Raw genomic sequence first — 18,782 nt, forward strand, 5'->3', positions numbered from 1 at the left:
GTCACACGTTTTGGAACATCGTCGCTATATTACAGCCACCAAAGCCCGAGGCAGTTTTCAGGAAGGCGCGGAGCGGCCGCTGCGTGCGCTGCGTGATGAGGTTCAACTGCTGGCTGGTGCCTTGGTGCACAAATCCGACTGATGGGATCAGCCGGTTGTTTTTCACCGAATGGATGGCCATGACGGTTTCGAGCAAGCCGCTGGCCCCCAAGGTATGGCCAAAATACCCTTTTAGGCTATGTGCCGGTGTGGTTGATAAACCACACCGCTGGAAGGCAATCGCTTCCATCTCATCGTTATAGGGCGTAGCTGTGCCATGGGCAGAAATGAAGTCGGGTGTCACCGTTGAGGCTTCGCCCATGGCGCGTTGGATGCTCAGGTAAAGCCCCTCGCCCGTACGGGAGGGCCCCGATATGTGATTGGCATCGTTGAAGGTACCCACGCCGGCAATCTTCATGGCACCGGCTACCGGTTCGGTAGTAAGGTAAACCGCTGCCACGGCTTCGCCCAGGTTCAGCCCTTTCCGGTCGCGGTCAAACGGCCGGCAGGGCTCGTCGGCCAGCGCCTGGAATGCGTCAAATCCCGATACGATAAATTTCGATAGCTCGTCGCCCCCTACCACGATGGCCCGTTGGTAGCGGCCACCATAGCAGAGCATCCGCCGGGCTACAGCGATGGCCAGTGAGCCGGATATACAAGCATTAGAGACGGGAATGAGCGGGTTTTCGAACCCGAAATAATGCCGGATGGCTGCCGCCATGGCGGTGAGGCTGGTCCGTTGCTGTGCGAAGGTGCTTGCCGGATTGCCCAACAGCCCAATGTTGCCTTTGGTGGTAGAGAGGACCACCAAGGTGCTGCTATCCAGTGGAATGCCTTGTTCATCGATGAGCCTTTGCAAGGCGAGAATGAATAGCCTTTCTAGCCGTGTGTAACGCGCTGCATCGCGGACAAGGCTTGTCCAGGGCTCATCGGCTATCCGGGCTACATGGATGGGATGGTCGCATAAGTGCACATCCATAACCGGAGCAATGGCCATATGTCCGTCAAGCAGTCGTTGGAAATTGAGTTCACTTCCCATCCCCAAGGGGGAGATGACCGTATCACCGACGATGTACACCGCATCCCTCATGATAGGCCGTATTTATCTTTCCACTCGGAAAAAAACCGAGGGTTGGTGAGGATTAGCTCACCGCCCATATCGGTGAAAACCTGCGTCGTCTCGCCGGTGGCCACCATCTGCTGTGCGGTATTGAATATCGTATAGCGGAACATCATTTTGGCGGCCGCGTTGTTCACGAATACCGTCTCGATGTCTGCCCACTCGCCATGGCGCAGCGGCAATTTATATTCGCAGGCGCACTTCACCACCGGCGCCAGGTACCCCTGCTCGCGGATATGGCGGTAGCTGATGTCCATGGCCTCGCCAAAGGCTTCGCGGCCATCTTCAAAATAGGCAATGTAATGGCCATGCCACACGATACCCAGGGGGTCTGTCTCGTTGAAACGTACGCGGAAGCGGGTGCGGTGTCGAAGGATAGCGTCCATCAGCTTGTTGTGTTTCGTTTGTCGTAAAGGATAGCGGCTAGCAAAGTGGCTGTAAAAAACAGGAACAAGTAGGCCAATGGCTGTGCAATATCAGCGGCAGTGCCATTACGGAGGATGACATCGTAAAAGGCCGAAATACCCCAGTTCATCGGCGAGAATGCCGATATTTTCTGCATGATCTCCGGCATGATGAAGGTGGGTACCCAAACCCCACCCAGTGCCGCAAGGATGATGACGAAGATGGCGCCGAATGGGGCCGATTGCTCCTGCGTTTCGGCAACGGTACCGATGAGGATGCCCAGCCCGATGGCAGCGAGGCCAGCCACGAAGGCAATCAGCAGCATCAGCGGGAATTGCCCGCCCGGATCGAACTCAATCAGGCCAATCAGTGGGAAAACGTACTTGGCAATCAACAGCATCAACATAAACTGGATGAGGCAAATCACCGCATAGGTGAGTATTTTTCCGCCCAGGATAATGGCATAAGACACCGGGCTGGTGCGCAGGCGGATGTAGGTGCCGAGGTTTTTCTCTTTCACCAGGTTGATACCCAGTGGCACCACGATGAAAAAGATGCCGAATAAAATCCATGCGGGTACATTGTGTTGCACCGCATTGGGGATGATGCCGTCGCTGCCTTTTTGGGCAATCGTTTCCCTGAATGAAATAATTTCGCCGTTCAGCAGTCCCGGATCTTCTTCCAGCCCCATCTGATCGATGAAAACATCGTATATTTTCTGCACTTCCACCTTCGCGAGGAGTTGTTCGATATTGGTTTTTACACCGTTTCGAAACGTCTGCCCTGCCGCAGGGTCGAAATAGATGGTAATCTCCTGCGTTTTCCATTCCTTTTCTTCTTCGGTTTGGGCGCTGTCGGCATCTATCAAAGCAAATTCACCCAGGATCTGGTCGACATTATGGTTTACCTTTTCATTCAGCTCCTTACTGATGCCTTCGGGGATGATGAGGGCAATCTGGTAATGGCCTTCGCTCACGAGGGTCCGGGCAATTGCCTTATCGATGGGTTTGCCATCAAATTCCGTCACCAACTGGATGTTGGGGGCATCACGGAGGTTGCTGGCCACGATTCGGCCGATCTCGCCGCTATCGTCATCAACCAGTACAATCGGCAGGGTCGATTCGCCTACCGCCTTGAAAGTGCTTTCCTGGATCAGCGTGATCGTGATGATCAACACGGCCGGCATAAAAAACAGGATGGCGAGACCACCCCAGTCGCGAAGCAACAGCAGCACTTCCTTATATGCCGAAGCCATCAATTTACGCATAGTCTCTCAGTTGGCTGCCGGTGTGGTGTATAAATACGTTTTCGAGGGTGGTAGCTTCCAGTACCGATGCGATAAGCTCGTCGGGCTTACCCTCCACCACAATGCTTCCGGCATCGATGATGGCGATGCGCGTGCAGAAGTGCTGTGCTTCGTTAAGGTGGTGAGAACTATATATGATGGTAGTTCCTTGCTGGTTGAGCTCGTGGAGCAACGCCATGATCACTTCTTTGGAGTGAACATCCACGCCCACCGTTGGTTCGTCGAGGAAAAGCACGTTGGGCTGGTGCAAGATGCCTGCCAACAGGTTTACCCGCCGTTGCATACCGCCCGAAAAGGTCTTGATGGGCTTTTTACTGAACTCCGATAGCCCGACCCGTTGTAACCCCTGCGCGATGCGGTATGCTAAGTCGCGGCCCGCAAGCCCATACAAACTCCCTAAATAATATAGGTTCTCCTCGGCCGTAAGTGTGGGGTAAAGTGCATATTCCTGCGGTACCACGCCCAATTGCCGCTGAATTTGCCGGCTATGCCGGCGATAATTCAATGAGCCGAACCAAAGGTCCCCCGAAGACGGTTTGATCATCCCGCACAGCGTAGAGATCAAGGTGGTCTTGCCCGCCCCGTTCGGACCCAATAAGCCGAATATCTCTCCCTTCCCGACGGAAAGCGACAAGTCCTTCAACGCATATCGGTCGCTGCCCGCATATCGTTTAGATAGTGCTTCTATGCGGATGATTTCGTCCATGGGGCGAAAATAAGGAAAGTTGGGGACATCGGGATGTTTGCCGTAATTTTCTTATACTTGCTGTGTAGATGTATACGCGCACACCTAACCGATTGTTACCCGAGGCAGCGTATCCAACAGAATTAAAAATTGCACAACATGATGCATCGAAATCTTTTTCTTGCTTCGCTAGCCTTAGTGGCGATGGCGGCCTGTTCGACAAGCCATACGGACGGCGATAACTCAGTGCTTTCCCTACAGTGGGAAATCGTGGATTCCCCCTACCCGGGAACGGATGAAACACATTCCACGTTGACGATGACCAACCATACACGGGATACGTTGGGGCCCACGGGCTGGTCCATCTACTTCAACACCGGCGTGGCGCGGGTGGCCGACGTGGATACCACCGTGGCTGGTATTGAAATGATCAACGGCGATTTCTTCCGGTTCTATCCGCGTGAAGGGTGGCAATCCCTAGCACCCGGTGCTACCGTAGCGATTAACGTCATGTCGCGGAGGCTACGGAACATAACTGACATACCCAAGGGATTTTACCTGGTCTCGGATAGCCATCCCGCAGGCGTATCGTTGCCCCTCACGAGAATGCCGTTTGCGAAGGCGGATAGTTTGGAAATGGTCTTAGCGGCACAGGTATATGAACAGAATGCCGGCATTGCTGATGTACCCCTTGCCCAGTTGCCACCGGTGCTCCCCACGCCCGTAAGTTACGCCTACACGGCCGATGGCTTTACGTTGGCGGCCGCGGATGTAACCATCCATGCCGATACCGTATTTGCCGATGAGGCAGCGTATTTACGAGACGAACTGGATATGGTGCTCACCCAAGCCCCGCGGTTGGCAGACGGCCCGATTGGTGCGTCGATTGTGCTTCGCCAACAGCAAGGTATCCATCCCGAGGGGTACCGGTTGGTGGTTGACACCGGCGGCGTAGTGATTGAGGCATCCACTCCGGCAGGTGCATTTTACGGTATCCAGTCGCTCAAAGGGTTTTTACCATCGTCTGCATGGGCGGCACAGGAGGCTTCGGTCGCTCTTCAGGGAGTTACCATCACGGATGAACCCCGGTTTTCGCACCGGGCAGTGATGTTGGACATATCGCGTAATTTCCAGACCAAGGAGCAGGTGATGAAAATACTGGACCTGCTGGCACTTTATAAGGTCAACGTGATGCATTTCCACTTCAGCGAAGATGAAGCCTGGCGGTTGGAGATACCGGGCCTCCCGGAGCTTACTGAGGTTGGTGCGCGTCGGGGGCATACGCTTGATGACGCGGAATGGCTCATGCCCTCATATGGCTCTGGGCCCGATGTGGCCAATTCGACGGGAAGTGGATTTTACACGCGCTCCGACTACATCGAACTGCTGCGGTACGCCACCAAGCGTCACATCCGCGTCATCCCCGAGATCGAAACACCCGGCCACGCCCGGGCGGCGATAAAATCCATGGATGCGCGCTACCGTGCCTTTATGGCCAAGGAGGACACCACCGCGGCCACGCAATACCTACTGCGCGACCTCAATGACCAGTCGGAATACCGGTCGATACAGAACTGGGATGACAATATCATCAACGTGGCGTTGCCGTCTACCTATACGTTCCTGGAGAAGGTGGTCGACGAGCTTATCGCCATGCACAAAGAGGCGGGAGCGCCATTACAGACCATCCATTTCGGCGGTGACGAGGTCCCCAACGGGGTATGGGAAAAATCGCCCGCTGTACATCGGCTGATGGCATCGACGCCCGGCGTTGCACAGGTTGATGATCTGTGGTACTACTTTTTCAACCGCGTTAGCGATCTATTGCAATCCCGTGGACTTTACCTCTCGGGGTGGGAGGAAATCGGCATGAAAAAGGCCGTTGTAGACGGGCGGCGCAAAATGGTCGTAGAGCCACGCTTCGCACATGAAAACTTCCATACCGACGTATGGAATAACCTAGGAGACAATGTCGACCTCGCTTACCGACTAGCGAACGCGGGCTACCAGGTGGTGTTGACCAACGTGACGAACTTTTATATCGATTTGGCTTATAACAACAGTTTTTATGAACCGGGCCAGTACTGGGGCGGCTATGTGGACGTCGAGAAACCGTTCCGGTTTGTGCCGTACAATCATTACCGCAGTTTGACTACCGAAGCGACAGGCGAGCAGCTTACGGAGGCCGGCCGGGCGAATATCGTGGGCTTGCAAGCACCTCTTTGGAGTGAAATCATTACTTCACCCGAGCGGATGGAATATTTACTATTGCCCAAGCTTTATGGGCTTGCCGAACGTGCTTGGGCAGCTAGCCCTGCATGGGCTACCGAGCTGGATGAAAGCAAGGCACACGAATTATACGCAGCCGATTGGTCAATGTTTTTAAATAGGGTAGCCAAACGCGAGCTGCCCCGGGCAAGTCATTATGCCGGTGGCTTCGCCTATCGTATCCCTACAGCAGGCGTTGTTGAGCAGGCCGGGCAACTTTATGCGAATGTGCAGTTGCCGGGATTTGCCATCCGGTATACCGTAGATGGTAGCGAGCCCACGCAACAAAGCACGCGCTATACGGGGCCATTGGAGGCCAACGGCACAGTAGCCTTCCGCGTTTTCGATGGCGAAGGCCGGGGTGGGCGAACGGTCTATTGGAAGTGACCGCCAACGGTTAAATATCCTTTTTCAATGCTTTAAAAAACCGCTCCTCCCGATCGGCAAGTGCCAACAATTGGTCGGATAGCTTTTCATAGACGTCGTTGCCCGACTTTCGGTTTTTGTATATCCGTGAAATCTCCAGCGCGAAATCGCGCCATGCGTCGCCGATGGCCGTCATTTCTTCCGATCGCCTAGCGAGGGCTTCGTTGTTGAGCAATGCACTGGCTTCCTGTAGGAAAGCCGCATAGATGAAGCGGAAACCGCCACCACCGGTGCCTATTTCCTCTTGCATACGCACCAACTGGCCTAGGTAATGGTTGGTTTTCTTGACGCCGATGGATCGCGGCCATTTGCGGATGTTGCGAGCTACCCAGCGCATAGCCCGTACGCCTACAAGCGGTACGGGCGCCAGCATGTCGTTGCACGTTTGGCGGATACCTTTACGGATGGCCTGTTCGAGGTCGAGCTGCGCGGGCAATCGCTCCAAGTAATACAGGTGTCCTTTTGGCGGCAGTGCCCCTTTGGCAAAACGCACCCGCTGAAGCTCCGTTTCGGTAAGCCTCGTGGTGTAGTCCATCACCGGGTCGCTGATGCGATATCCATCGGCATCCTTGCCGTAGACCACCAGGTTGTGCGCATTGAAATGGAACCGGTACTCGTCGGGGAAGTAGGTCAGGTGATACACGCCCACTTGCAACCCTATGGGAATACCTTCGGATAATTTTTGATCGAGGACGGCCTGGGCCTTCTCGGGCGACGAAAACCGCTGGTGCGTTACCTTGATGCCCAGCCGCCGTGCCAGCTTCCGGAAGATACGCCCTGGCATGGGTCGGTAACTGAAACCTGGTGCAAAGTTGACCTTAAGGAATGGAAGGTATACGAAAAAAAGCCCGCTGCCGATACCGAACACCATCGGTTCGGATAAGGCAAACCCCTCATGGTTGAGCAAGTTTGATATGACCCCATTTTCGCAATGGGCGGATTGGCGGTGTTCAAAAACAATGTCCATGTGCGTTGTCTAATCAATCGGCGATTTCAATTGCGCCACGGTGATGCCAAAGGCGTCGGCATACTTCTGGAGCGTTTTGGCTTTCAGTTTGCCGAATCGTTTAGGCCGGAAGTGCCGCTTCACGAACCAGCGGTGAATACCCACATAACTGGCCAGCAACGGGATGTCCATGCGGTGAAGCTCCATATAGTAGGCGATGGGGCTGAGCATGCCCGCCGCAACGGCCTGTCTGGTCGTCGCTACGCGCTCTTCGATAAGCTCCAACGACTCATTGAGGGCTAAGGTCTTTGCTTCCCAGCCCCTGCTGGGCACCGCCGTATACCGGCCATGCTCGTCCAATGCGTAGCAGAGCTCGTGGACATTCTTCTTGGCCAAGCTACCTTCGTCCTGTGGTACTTCGTCTTTATTCATTTTAGCTCACTGATCCTTGGTTTGCAGCAGCATTTTCATCGTTGCTTGCAGCGCCACCTCACCATCCACCGAAATCGTTCCCTGGATATTGCAAATTTTCAAAAAATCCGAGGTAAAAACAAGTTCGGTTTGCGTGCATGTATGCAGTTCCTGTCCAACCGTGGGTAGCGTCGCTACGTGGAGGTCGAGGATGGTGCTGATCACGCCCAGGTTATCTTTCTCCTTATCCCATAACGCCTCATCGGGCTTGATGAAAAAGTAATTGAGGAAGACGAAGCTGGTTTGGGCGAGGTTTTCGAGCATGCCCATTTCCGACAAGATGCCATCCGCCACGAATAGGCAGTCGGGCCGGACAGAGAAGGCCGTTTCGGTGTCCAGGCCATCCACCCGCACCACACGGTCAACCAATACCATCGGTGGTCTGTGGGGAATAAGCTCTTGAATGGCGGGGAACGTCATGGCGTTATTCAACTTCCTTGGCTATAACGGTCCGCATTTCGCCCGTGGCAACCAGGTTGCCTTGGCACCTCACTTCGCCGCGCACGGCCGTAACGCCAAACATTCGCTGTAAGATATGGATGGTGGTAGATAGTTTTTGGCCGGCGCGGGGCAGGAGGAGGACTTCGAAGTCTTTGATCGAACCGATGTATCCCACCGGCGGTGCCAAGTTGCGCGTAAAATAGTCGTATCCCTGATGCAACGCGATGGTTTGTGCAAAATGTTCGATAACACCTGCTTCAGTAAGCATCCCGTCGTTATCTACCAGCACATGCTGTTGGGGGATGTCGAAGGAGGAAACGATGCGGTTAGCGTCGTACTCGATTAGCGTATCCACCAATACAAAAGGTGGCTGCTGCGGTATTAATTTGCATATCTGTTCTTGCGATGAGATGAGCGCCATAACATTAGGTTACTTCCAACAACGCGTAAACATAAGAAAATCTTCCGCTTTCAGGGACCGAAAGCAGTACTTTCTCGCCCTTTTTGAGTGTCTTCGTGTTAAAAAGTTCTTCCAACTGGATATAGCTGGATGCCGAGCCGACGTTGCCGATTTTATCCAGGTTGATAAACCACCGTTCTTCGGGAATATTTACACCTGCAGCGGAAAATGCCTCAACGAGCCGATCTTTGAAAAAATAAGACGAAATATGGGGCAGGAAGTGGTCGATTTCGTTGGCAGCCAATCGGTGTTTATGCAATACTTCTTGGATGCTTTGAACCCCTTTGGGGATGACGTACGATTCCAGGAGCTTGATGTCCTGTTTGATGGCGAACATCGATTGCTCCAGCCACACTTCCGGCGACGCATCGCTCCAGGGTAGCAACCTGCCATTTACCTTTAGGGCGCCGGCATACATGCAGGGCTCCAGTTCATGGGCGTAAGAAATCCCATCCACCCAGCGGATGGCGAGCGACGTGCGGTGGTGGTTTGGTTGGTCGCTGAGTAGCATCGCTCCCGCACCGTCCGAAAGCATCCAACGGAGGAAATCTTTTTCGAAGGCGATGATGGGATTTTGTTCCAGCGCCACCAGCCGCTCGGATTCGTTGTTGAACTTGTCGGCCCGGAGCCACGACGATACCCGTTCGGAGCCGGTACATACGGCACGCTGGGCACTGCCGGTGGCGATGGTCATATAGCCATACTTGAGGGCGTTCATCCCGGATGTGCAGATACCCGATGCGGCGTTGAGCTCCATTGCCTTGTTTTTCCATAACCCATGCACCATGCTGGCGTGTGAGGGCAGCAGCTGGTCGGGTGTGGAAGTGCCGCACGATAGTACATCAATGGTTGACTTGGGAACCGTCGATTGCTCCATCAAGCGGTTTATTGCTTCCACCGTGAGCTCTGCGTTGGTGTGTGTCGGCCGTCCATCGGTACCGATGGCATAATAGCGCGAGGTAATCCGGTTGTTGCGTAATACGATGGCGCGTGCCCTGGAAGGCGATCCATTGATGACCCCCAATACCGTTTCCATCCGATCGTTCGAAACAGGATCATTGGGTAAAAATGTTGCAATCGCATTGATATATACGGTCGGCATTACCGGGGCATTTTAAAATGAACAGACTTATAGTATTTCGCTTCTTTCCTAAGGAAAGAAAGAAACGGCAAATGTAGTATTAAAAATAATAAACTGACAATTGGGGCGAGTATCCATATCGCGAACAGCAGGTAGTAGTTGAATGCTTTGAGCCACGGCTTGCGGGCAGTGGTACCGGGTTCGCCCTTGCTGCGGATGAGTTTGGCCCATTTGGCAAATAGTGTATTGGCCCGTTTATCGGTGAAAACGAGCACCGGCCTTATCATCACGGCACCCTGTCTGAGGAGGTCGTTTTGCAAGGTGGTATAGTCGCCGCGTTGGAGGTGTGCTAATATCGGCCCCCCGAATTTGTCGGATTGGGCAATGTCTTTGTCGGAAACGCCCGGTTTGGGGAAGATACCCAAGTACGCGTCTTTCCGGCCCGTCATCATCCAGTGTACGATGGTGATCACACTGACATGATTCAGGTGGCGGTCCACTCGGGCGATATTACCTACATGGTCTGCCCCGATATCATGCAGTAGCCATTTTACTTTTTCCTGCGCCATTACCCACATATTACGGCAGTTGATTACGGTGATTACCGGTTTGCCACGCAACAGCCGATAGGCTGCTTCACTTTTCAGGAACGAGTTGAACGGAATCGACGGCGAGAGGTACCACACTTGGTAACCCAGTACGATGAGGTCGTAATCTTGTTGGAAAATCATCTCATCAACGGGCTCCAATGCGCACGGGAGTTGCAGGAACGACTCGGGAAACGCGTCGAAGAAACTATGCCCGTCCCACGGAAAAGGGTAGTCGGAAACGGGTGTTATCCGGTGGTAGGTCAGTTCGACCGCCGCATCAGCCACGAGCGGAGAAAGCAACCGGTCCAGAATCTGCTTCTGCTGCCCCGTTTGGGTATAATATATGACTAAAACCTTCTTCATAGTTTTGAACTCCTAGGCTTTTGGTTCCCGATGTCGCGATCGCTCATCGAGACCTCGCCCCGAAATTCTTCGGGGTTTCGCCATGCTCAATTGCGCTCAGCTTCCAGAAATCGTAATAATTAAACCACTGTAACGGATATTTCGTTAATATATGCTCGATACTTTGTACATAGGCTTGGAGCAACGACTGCGCATCACGGTGTTTAAAGGTGGCCGTACGTGCATACAAGTGATAATGGCGGTTGCGCTCACGCATTACGTACACGAACAGCACTGGCGTACTCAACCGTGAGCTGATGAGGAAAGGACCTGCCGGGAAGTGTGCTTCTTTGCCCAGAAAATTGGCTGTCATGGTCTTGCTTCCCTCCACGAAGCGGTCGCCCGTGAAGCAGATCATCCCTTTCTCGTCGATTACCCGGTTGATTTCGAACACGTGCGATAGATCATCGCCGACAACAATAAACCCCGTTTTGGGTTTGGCCATGATGTTGGCCAGGTACGACTTGATAGCCCGCCGCTCTTCATCGGTGGTAACCAGGTGGATCTGCTTGTCAAACTCGCCCATGAAATATTGCGATACCTCGAAATTGCCCACATGTGCGCTGATCAGGATGCCGGCACTGTTGTCTTTGGCCAATTGCCGAATGTGGTCTATCCCATCAAATTCATAAGTGTATTTATGTTCTAAGCCGGCCGTAATCGCAATCTTGTCGATGATGGTCTGCCCGAAAACGAAATAGTTGCGGTAAGTGTTGATGATGCTGCGGATGAATCCGTGTTTGCGGTGATGGCGGAAATAATCGTATATCGCTGCTGTTTGGTGCGGCGAGCTGATGAAATAATAAAGCGAGACGAAGGCGAGTAAGAAATAGGCAACGGGTATTCCTGCGTGCTTAATCACGAAAATAAATATTTTGTATCCGGAAACGGTACCCCTCGATTTTCCTTCCCATTCAGCCATTGGATGTGATTAGGCAATCGCATGTATCTTGCTGCCGATTAAGTCGTATAGGTTATCGAACGTGCTTACGTTGGTAAAATCCTTGCTTTCTAACTTAATACCGAAGTTGGATTCGATGAGGACCACCAGATCCACATAATCCAAGCTGTCCAGATCCAATGATTCCTTCAGGTCCGCATCAGGTTGGATGACGTCGGACTCCACTTCGAACTCCTCGATCAAAAATCGATTGGTAATATCAATAATCTCTTCCCTGCTCATGGATGCTGCGCTATTACAGTTTTTTTACAATTAATGCGGAGTTCGTTCCGCCGAAACCAAAAGAATTTGACAAAAATACATTAAAATTTTGGTTTATGGTATTTTTTACCAAACTCAGGCCGCTCGCCGTTTCGTCCACTTCTTCCAGATTGATATTGGGGGCGATGAACCCGTGTTGCGCCATGAGGAGCGAATAAACGACCTCGCTGGTGCCTGCCATCCAGCATTCGTGGCCGGTCATCGACTTGGTGGAACTGATCATCGGCCCCGAGCCGAACAGCTGCGTCAAGGCACGGGCCTCATTGGCGTCGCCCATGGGGGTAGAGGTAGCGTGGGCATTAATGTATTCGATGTCGGCCGGCGAGAGGCCCGCCTGCTGCAAAGCCATTTTCATTGCCTCGGTAGGGCCGTCCACGTTGGGGGTGGAGATGTGGTCACCGTTGGAAGAGAAGCCGTAGCTGAGCACTTCGGCCAGAATCGGTGCACCGCGTTTCACCGCCGTGTCATAGTCTTCCAGGATGATGGTCGCTGCACCGCCGCCCGGCACCAGACCGTTGCGGTCTTTGTCAAACGGGCGCGATGCTTTGGTAGGTTCATCTTCACGGTCGGAAAATACGCCCAAGCCATCAAAGCTGGCCATCGCATATTTGTTGGTTTCCTGGGCGCCACCGCAAATCACACAGTCTTGCAACCCTTGCTTGATAAACAGATAGGCCAAGCCGATGGCGTGCGAGCCGCTGGCACACGCGGCACTGATGGTCATGTTGATGCCACGGATGCGGAAGATGGTGGAAAGGTTCATCGTTACCGACGAGTTCATCGATTTGAAAATCGCTCCCGACCCTACCAAGGTGGTATCTTTCTTCTGGCGTACAATATCGATGGATTCCATGACCGCCTGCGATACGCTGTCATTGCCATATACAAGCCCCACTACCCGCTCATCGAAGAAACCTTCGCCTATCCCGGCTTGCTGCAGCGCTTCCAGTGTAGCGACATATGCATATTCGCTTTCTTCGCCCATGCTGATGCGCTGCCGGCGCGATAACGCCTTCGTGAGGTCGGGCCGCACTACCGAGCCCATCAGGGCCGAGCGGTAGCCGAAGTCTTTGCGATCGGGCGAAAATACGATACCGGAGCGGCCATGGTATAGGGAGTCCCGCACTTCCTTCAGGTTCTTTCCCAAAGAAGAGTAGATGCCCATGCCGGTAATGACCACGCGTTTCATTTTCTTTGCCGTTTGCTCTTTGCTTTTTTGTCTCTCTGAGTCCTCAATCCTTGCCCAAGGCTATGAGTAAATTCCGCCATTGATATTAATCACCTCCCCTGTGATGTAAGATGCTTTTTTGGATGCCAGGAAGCAAACCAAGTCTGCCACTTCCTCCGCTTTTCCAAAGCGGCTCAACGGGATCAACTTCTTTAAGTCGTCCCTGTTCAGTGTGCTGGTCATATCGGTTTCGATGAATCCCGGTGCCACCACGTTTACCGTTACCTTGCGCTTGGCCACCTCCTGCGCCAGCGCCTTGGTAGCACCGATAAGCCCGGCTTTTGCCGCCGAGTAATTGGTTTGGCCCGGCGTGCCCTTCACGCCCGATACGGAGGCTACGTTGATGATGCGTCCATAGCGTTGCCGCAGCAGGTCTTCGATAAGCGGCTTGGTGACGTTATAAAAACCATTCAAACTCGTTTGTAGCACGTTGTCCCAATCGTCGCTTTCCATCCATAGGAATAGCCCATCGCGGGTGATGCCCGCATTGTTCACGATCACTTCGATCCGGCCGTCAGGGTGTTCCGCTTTCCACTTGGCCAGTTGCTCGTGTGTCTCCACGCGGTTGCCCACGTCAAACCGCAGCAGTTCCGCTTCGCCTCCGCTTTCGGTAATGAGATGACGAGTTTCCGTTGCCGCTTCGCTGTTCGACTGGTAGTTGATGATGACGGAATAACCCAATTCACGGGCTAGTGCAACGCATATCGCCCTGCCAATGCCACGCGACCCACCAGTCACCAATGCATATCGTTTGCCGTCCATCAGTCGTTTGCTTTTATATGGTCCTTTATCGCTGCCAGGTAGGGCGAGAGCACCATATCCTCCTTAAAGATAGGGACAATTGCCCGGATGTCGGTATAAATCTTTCTACTTTTCGACGAAAGACGGTCTACACAGCCAAGTGACTCTACCGCCTGCACCAGCGTAAGCAGCTGGATAGCCAATACCTCGTACGCATTGTCGATTACCCGCTTGGTAAGCCAGGCCGAGTTGGTGCCCATGCTTACGATATCCTGGTTATCTTTGTTGTTGGGGATGCTGTGCGTATAGATGGGGGTGGCCAATGTCTGGTTTTCGGCCGTCGTTGAGGTGGCCGTAAACTGGGCACCCTGCATACCAAAATTGAGCCCCAGTTTGCCCAGGTTTACGAAAGAAGGCAGTATGCCGTTCAGTGAGGAGTTGAGTAGGTAGTTAAGCTGCCGTTCCATCAACATGGTCAACTTAGCGATAGCAATACGGAGCGTATCCATCTCGAAAGCGATGTAATCGCCATGGAAGTTGCCGCCGTGGTATACGCTGGCCGATGCCACATCGATGATAGGGTTGTCGTTGGCCGAATTAACCTCCTCGATCAGTGTGATAGTGCTGTGCTGTACGGCATCCCAGATAGGGCCTAATATCTGGGGCACGCATCGGATGGAATAATATTCCTGCAGTTTATCCTTGAAGATGGTCTCTTCCACTTTACGGTTGTACAGGTGCTCGGAGCGTTTCCTGATGAGCTTGCTGTCTGCAATGATTTCACGCATGCGTGCCGCTACCTGCCGTTGGCCGTCGTGTTTTTTTGCCGCGTTGAGTGTTTCGGAGAGGTGGTCGTCGTAGGCGCTCACCAGCTCATTCATCATGGCGGAGCACGCCACCGACCAGTCTAGCAGGCGCTTGCCGTAGATGACATTGACGATGCCGATACCCGTCATCGCCGAGGTACCGTTGAGGAGCGCCAAGCCTTCGCGGATATGCACCTGCATAGGCTGCAAACGCTCGTTGGCAAACGCCTGAGCGGCGGGCACCTGCTTGCCACGGTAGATCACTTCGCCCTCGCCGATCATGTTCAGTGCCAGGTGCGCCAGCTGTACCAGGTCGCCGCTCGCACCCACGCCACCGTGCTGGAAAATCACCGGTAGGATATTCCGGTTCAGCATCTCCTGCATGAGTTCAACCACGGAAGGGTGCACCCCTGAGAAACCCAACGAGAGCGTATGCAAGCGGGCCAACAAGATGGATTTTGCATAGATGGGATCCATGATATCTCCCATGCCTGCGGCGTGGCTCCGTATCAGGTTGTATTGCAGTTGCGTTTGGTCGGCGTCGGCAATACGGTATTGCGCCATGGGACCAAAGCCCGTGTTTACGCCGTATATGATTTTATCCTTGGTAAAATCGCGCAAAAAAAGGTGGCTTTGGCTGACGTTGTCCGATGTGCTGCTGGCTAATTTGATTTTTTCGTCATCAAAAAGCACCGCGTGGAAATCGGCCAGGGCAATCGGGTTCGTTAGTTCTATCATTTAGTCGGAAATGCGTACAATTAAAGCGGTTGCAAACTTAGATAAACTTGCTTTTATATGCAAGTTTGTCTAAGTTTGGGCGGTTTGTACACCATTTTACGATATGATTTCAGAACAGGTTGATGTCTTAGTCATCGGAGCGGGGCCGTCAGGTGCCGTAGCTGCTTCCCTTTTACATAAACAAGGAGTCAAATTAAAGGTCATCGAGCGGGAGCACTTCCCCCGGTTTGTCATCGGGGAGAGCTTGATTCCCCGTTGCATGGACCACTTCGACGAAGCGGAGTTTGTGGAAGCTGTTGAAGCTAAAGGCTTTGAGCGAAAATACGGCGCCCGCTTCCTACGGGGTGACGAGGTGTGCTGGTTTGATTTCAGCCAGAAGTTTTCTGCCGGATGGGATTGGACATGGCAACTTCCGCGTGCCGAGTTTGACAAAACCCTTACAGATGTATTACAACAGCGGGGGGTCGATATCGCTTTCGGTACCACAGTGGAAAATGTGGTATTCCACGGCACCGATTCGGTCACCACCGTGCGTGACGAAAATGGCGAACAGCGCGAGATCCATGCGCGATTCTTGATCGATTGCAGTGGTTACGGCCGCGTGCTGCCACGGTTGCTCGGATTGGACGAACCGTCCAATTTTCCACCCATGGCCGCCACGTTTGTGCATGTGGAAGATCCCCGGCGCCCTTCGGGCGAGGAGGGGACCTTGATCACGTTCGACGTATTGGAGCAAAAGGTATGGTTCTGGGTGATCCCCTTTTCCAATGGCCGGTCGTCCTTAGGCTTGGTTTGCCCGAAAGCGCACCTGGAAGCCATCCAAAAGGAAAACCCTTCCGAGACGTTCCGGTATATCATCGGCCAATCTGACTATTATCGGCAGCGGTTCGAAAGTATCGATTTCCTTTTTGAACCCAAACAGATTGTTGCCTATACCAAGGCGTCGAAAAAGCTGTACGGCGATGGTTTCGCGATTACAGGCAACAGTGCCGAATTTCTGGACCCGGTCTTCTCGTCAGGCGTATGCTTTGCCACGGAGTCGGGATCGAAAGCGGCCAAATTGGCTATCAGGCAGTTGCAGGGCGAGGCGGTCGACTGGCAACGGGAGTATGAAGAGCATATGCTTTGGGGCGTAAGCGTATTCCGTTCGTACATCCGCGACTGGTATTCGGGCGATCTGCAGAAATTCTTTTTCCACAAGGAAGTCAATGAAGACGTGCGCCGCAAGGTGTGTTCGGTATTGGCGGGCTATGTGTGGGATAAAGAAAACCCCTTTGTTAAGAAACACGATCGCGCGGTGCGGGCCGTGACGCATATGCTGCCGTAGTTTCCCCGATCATATATTCACCATCTCACATGAGATACCTAATATGCCTTCTAGCGCTGTGCGGCACCGGCTGTATCGGTGTGAAACGCCTTCCGCCGCTGGCTAACTACAATCACGATGTCGGCCAACGCATTGAGGTGGCGCCGGGAGGTTATGCCTTGCCCAATGGCCTTCTTCGGAAGAACCAACAGGGCCTGTGGGAGCTATATGTAACCGGCGATCCGCTGGAACGGGGCTTGGCCAATGGCGTGCTTACGCAGGAGCTACTCTACCAACAGGAAGCTGCCTTCGTTTCGCAGGTACAGAAATTGGTGCCGTCGCGGTTCCGCCAATGGCTGCTCCGGCGCTTCCTTGACCATTTCAACCGACGACTTACCGACCATATCCCCGCTGCCTATCAGGCCGAAATTTATGGCCTCTCGCGTTCCGCTTCCGATACGTTTAATTTCATTGCGCCACCCTACCCACGGCTTCTGTATTTCCACGCGGCCCACGATATTGGTCACGCTTTGCGTGACCTCGCCCTGGTGGGTTGCACATCGTTTGCGGCATGGGATGACCACACGGCAGATGGGAAGCTGTTGATTGGCCGCAACTTCGATTTTTATGCCGGCGACGCCTTTTCGGAGGAAAAGGTCGTCGCGTTCATCGCTCCCGACCAAGGGTATAAACATGCCATGGTAACGTGGCCCGGGATGGTCGGGGCGGTATCGGGCATGAACGAAAAGGGGCTAACGGTAACCATCAACGCTGGCAAGTCGGCCATTCCGCACCAAGCCAAAACACCCATTTCACTGCTTACGCGTGAAATCCTGCAATATGCAGGCAATATCGATGACGCCATCCACATCGCCCGTCAACGGGAGGTTTTCGTGTCCGAATCGATCATGGTGGGTAGCGCTGCGGATGGGAAAGCGGTACTCATTGAAGTATCACCCCATAAACTAGGTGTCTATGAGGTGCCAAATACAGATGTACTGGTATGCGCCAACCATTTCCAGAGTAAGCCCTATCGTTCGGATAAGCGTAACCTGCGGCAACTGGAGGAGAGCCATTCGAAATACCGTTTCGATCGGATGAATGAGCTGGTTGCGCAGACGCCGAAGCTGACACCAGCCGATGCGGCCGCCATGCTGCGCAATAAAGAGGGGATGGGCGGTGTGGATTTGGGGTATGGCAATGAGAAAGCGATCAACCAACTTCTCGCCCACCATGCCGTTATCTTCCAGCCCGAAGACCGGCGCATGTGGGTCGCCGCCGCTCCTTACCAACTCGGGGAATTCGTGGCTTATGATCTGGATGAGGTATTCAAGCGGTTGGCCTCGATGGATACGGATATGGCGCTGGCTACCGATTCGTTGAATATCGCCGCCGATCCTTTCGCTTTGTCGGCCGATTTCGGCCGTTATGAAGAATTTCGGGTGGAGATGCGTAACTTGGAGGCCGCAATAGCAACAGGAACGGAGGTGCCCGACACGGCGCTACGCGATTTCCAACAGCTGAACCCGATGTTTTGGAAAACCGACTTCCTTATCGGTGAGTACTATCGGGGCAGGCGCCGCTATGCCGATGCCCTACGCCACTACCGACGAGCAGCGAGCAGGGAAGTAACGACAAAAGCGGACAGCACCTTGATACAAAAACGGATTAGAAAGTGTAAAAAATGACCATACCCCCCATCGAGCAAGCCACGCGCGCCGCCGTTAACCGATTTCAGGAGGAAAAGCTACAACGCCTTATGGTATACCTCCAAGCCAATTCGGCCCATTACCAACAGGTATTTCGAACCCATGGTATTGATGTGTATGGGGTGCGGACCTTGGGCGACCTAGCGCAACTGCCGTTTACCACGAAAGAACAGCTGCAACGCGACAACGCGGCATTCCGTTGCGTGGCTACGTCGCAAGCGGCCGATTATGTCACCACCTCTGGGACGTCGGGTGATCCGGTGTTGCTGGCCCTGACCGATCGGGACCTCGATCGGCTCGCGTATAACGAATCGCTGTCTTACCAGTGCATGGGGATGGCTGCGGGGCAAGCCGTGCAGCTCACCACCACCCTCGACCGCCGTTTTATGGCC

At 53.6% G+C, this 18,782-nt stretch carries 19 protein-coding genes; 4 read left to right on the forward strand and 15 right to left on the reverse strand.

The features are described 5' to 3' along the window. Nucleotide 1: 1 nt before the first annotated feature. From ACO1NT_RS17940 to ACO1NT_RS17955, 4 genes are read right to left on the reverse strand one after another with little or no spacing between them, the layout of a single operon-like run. Nucleotides 2-1,129 carry a beta-ketoacyl synthase N-terminal-like domain-containing protein gene (locus tag ACO1NT_RS17940; protein WP_449050119.1) on the reverse strand — a complete coding sequence of 376 codons (1,128 nt, stop codon included), beginning with the start codon at nt 1,127-1,129 and terminating at the stop codon, nt 2-4. Continuing rightward, nucleotides 1,126-1,545 carry an acyl-CoA thioesterase gene (locus tag ACO1NT_RS17945; protein WP_449050120.1) on the reverse strand — a complete coding sequence of 140 codons (420 nt, stop codon included), beginning with the start codon at nt 1,543-1,545 and terminating at the stop codon, nt 1,126-1,128. Before ACO1NT_RS17945 ends, ACO1NT_RS17940 begins: the two co-directional genes overlap by 4 nt. Then, nucleotides 1,545-2,831: an ABC transporter permease gene (locus ACO1NT_RS17950; RefSeq protein ID WP_449050121.1), complete on the reverse strand. Its 1,287-nt coding sequence runs from the start codon at nt 2,829-2,831 to the stop codon at nt 1,545-1,547. Before ACO1NT_RS17950 ends, ACO1NT_RS17945 begins: the two co-directional genes overlap by 1 nt. Next, a complete protein-coding gene (locus tag ACO1NT_RS17955; RefSeq protein WP_449050122.1) occupies nt 2,824-3,576 on the reverse strand; it encodes an ABC transporter ATP-binding protein in 753 nt (250 codons plus the stop codon). Before ACO1NT_RS17955 ends, ACO1NT_RS17950 begins: the two co-directional genes overlap by 8 nt. Nucleotides 3,577-3,714: 138 nt before the next feature. Between ACO1NT_RS17955 and ACO1NT_RS17960 the strand changes: the two genes are divergently transcribed. Continuing rightward, a complete protein-coding gene (locus ACO1NT_RS17960; RefSeq protein WP_449050123.1) occupies nt 3,715-6,210 on the forward strand; it encodes a family 20 glycosylhydrolase in 2,496 nt (831 codons plus the stop codon). Between the two features lie 10 nt (nt 6,211-6,220). Here ACO1NT_RS17960 and ACO1NT_RS17965 read toward each other — a convergent pair whose 3' ends face one another. The 11 genes from ACO1NT_RS17965 to ACO1NT_RS18015 are packed head-to-tail and all read right to left on the reverse strand — an operon-like array spanning nt 6,221 to nt 15,375. Continuing rightward, a complete protein-coding gene (locus ACO1NT_RS17965; protein ID WP_449050124.1) occupies nt 6,221-7,216 on the reverse strand; it encodes a BtrH N-terminal domain-containing protein in 996 nt (331 codons plus the stop codon). A 9-nt stretch (nt 7,217-7,225) separates the two neighbouring features. Further along, nucleotides 7,226-7,627 carry a hypothetical protein gene (locus ACO1NT_RS17970; protein WP_449050125.1) on the reverse strand — a complete coding sequence of 134 codons (402 nt, stop codon included), beginning with the start codon at nt 7,625-7,627 and terminating at the stop codon, nt 7,226-7,228. A 6-nt stretch (nt 7,628-7,633) separates the two neighbouring features. Continuing rightward, nucleotides 7,634-8,086, reverse strand: a complete 453-nt coding sequence (locus ACO1NT_RS17975; protein ID WP_449050126.1) for a hypothetical protein — start codon at nt 8,084-8,086, stop codon at nt 7,634-7,636. Between the two features lie 4 nt (nt 8,087-8,090). Then, nucleotides 8,091-8,528: a 3-hydroxyacyl-ACP dehydratase gene (locus ACO1NT_RS17980; protein ID WP_449050127.1), complete on the reverse strand. Its 438-nt coding sequence runs from the start codon at nt 8,526-8,528 to the stop codon at nt 8,091-8,093. Nucleotides 8,529-8,532: 4 nt separating this feature from the next. Beyond that, nucleotides 8,533-9,669: a beta-ketoacyl-ACP synthase III gene (locus ACO1NT_RS17985; protein ID WP_449050128.1), complete on the reverse strand. Its 1,137-nt coding sequence runs from the start codon at nt 9,667-9,669 to the stop codon at nt 8,533-8,535. Beyond that, nucleotides 9,669-10,601 (reverse strand): hypothetical protein, encoded by a 933-nt coding sequence (locus ACO1NT_RS17990; protein WP_449050129.1) that lies wholly within the window; start codon nt 10,599-10,601, stop codon nt 9,669-9,671. The genes ACO1NT_RS17985 and ACO1NT_RS17990 overlap by 1 nt, the downstream gene beginning before the upstream one ends. Before the next feature lie 43 nt (nt 10,602-10,644). Next, complete coding sequence (locus ACO1NT_RS17995; protein WP_449050130.1) at nt 10,645-11,562, reverse strand: LpxL/LpxP family acyltransferase; 918 nt, start codon at nt 11,560-11,562, stop codon at nt 10,645-10,647. Nucleotides 11,563-11,571: 9 nt separating this feature from the next. Then, nucleotides 11,572-11,823, reverse strand: coding sequence for a phosphopantetheine-binding protein (locus ACO1NT_RS18000; protein ID WP_449050131.1), 252 nt, complete (start codon nt 11,821-11,823; stop codon nt 11,572-11,574). Between the two features lie 13 nt (nt 11,824-11,836). Beyond that, nucleotides 11,837-13,051, reverse strand: coding sequence for a beta-ketoacyl-[acyl-carrier-protein] synthase family protein (locus ACO1NT_RS18005; RefSeq protein ID WP_449050132.1), 1,215 nt, complete (start codon nt 13,049-13,051; stop codon nt 11,837-11,839). Nucleotides 13,052-13,111: 60 nt separating this feature from the next. Then, nucleotides 13,112-13,852, reverse strand: coding sequence for a 3-oxoacyl-ACP reductase FabG (fabG, locus tag ACO1NT_RS18010; protein ID WP_449050133.1), 741 nt, complete (start codon nt 13,850-13,852; stop codon nt 13,112-13,114). Continuing rightward, nucleotides 13,852-15,375: an HAL/PAL/TAL family ammonia-lyase gene (locus ACO1NT_RS18015; RefSeq protein WP_449050134.1), complete on the reverse strand. Its 1,524-nt coding sequence runs from the start codon at nt 15,373-15,375 to the stop codon at nt 13,852-13,854. Before ACO1NT_RS18015 ends, fabG begins: the two co-directional genes overlap by 1 nt. A 103-nt stretch (nt 15,376-15,478) precedes the next feature. Between ACO1NT_RS18015 and ACO1NT_RS18020 the strand changes: the two genes are divergently transcribed. From ACO1NT_RS18020 to ACO1NT_RS18030, 3 genes are all read left to right on the forward strand, one after another. Continuing rightward, nucleotides 15,479-16,702, forward strand: a complete 1,224-nt coding sequence (locus ACO1NT_RS18020) for an NAD(P)/FAD-dependent oxidoreductase (RefSeq protein WP_449050135.1) — start codon at nt 15,479-15,481, stop codon at nt 16,700-16,702. A 29-nt stretch (nt 16,703-16,731) separates the two neighbouring features. Next, nucleotides 16,732-18,369 (forward strand): C45 family autoproteolytic acyltransferase/hydolase, encoded by a 1,638-nt coding sequence (locus ACO1NT_RS18025; RefSeq protein ID WP_449050136.1) that lies wholly within the window; start codon nt 16,732-16,734, stop codon nt 18,367-18,369. Further along, nucleotides 18,366-18,782, forward strand: a 417-nt coding sequence (locus tag ACO1NT_RS18030) for a phenylacetate--CoA ligase family protein (protein WP_449050137.1), incomplete at its 3' end; no start/stop codon positions are given. The genes ACO1NT_RS18025 and ACO1NT_RS18030, both read left to right, overlap by 4 nt.

The organism is Parapedobacter sp. (assembly GCF_053550995.1).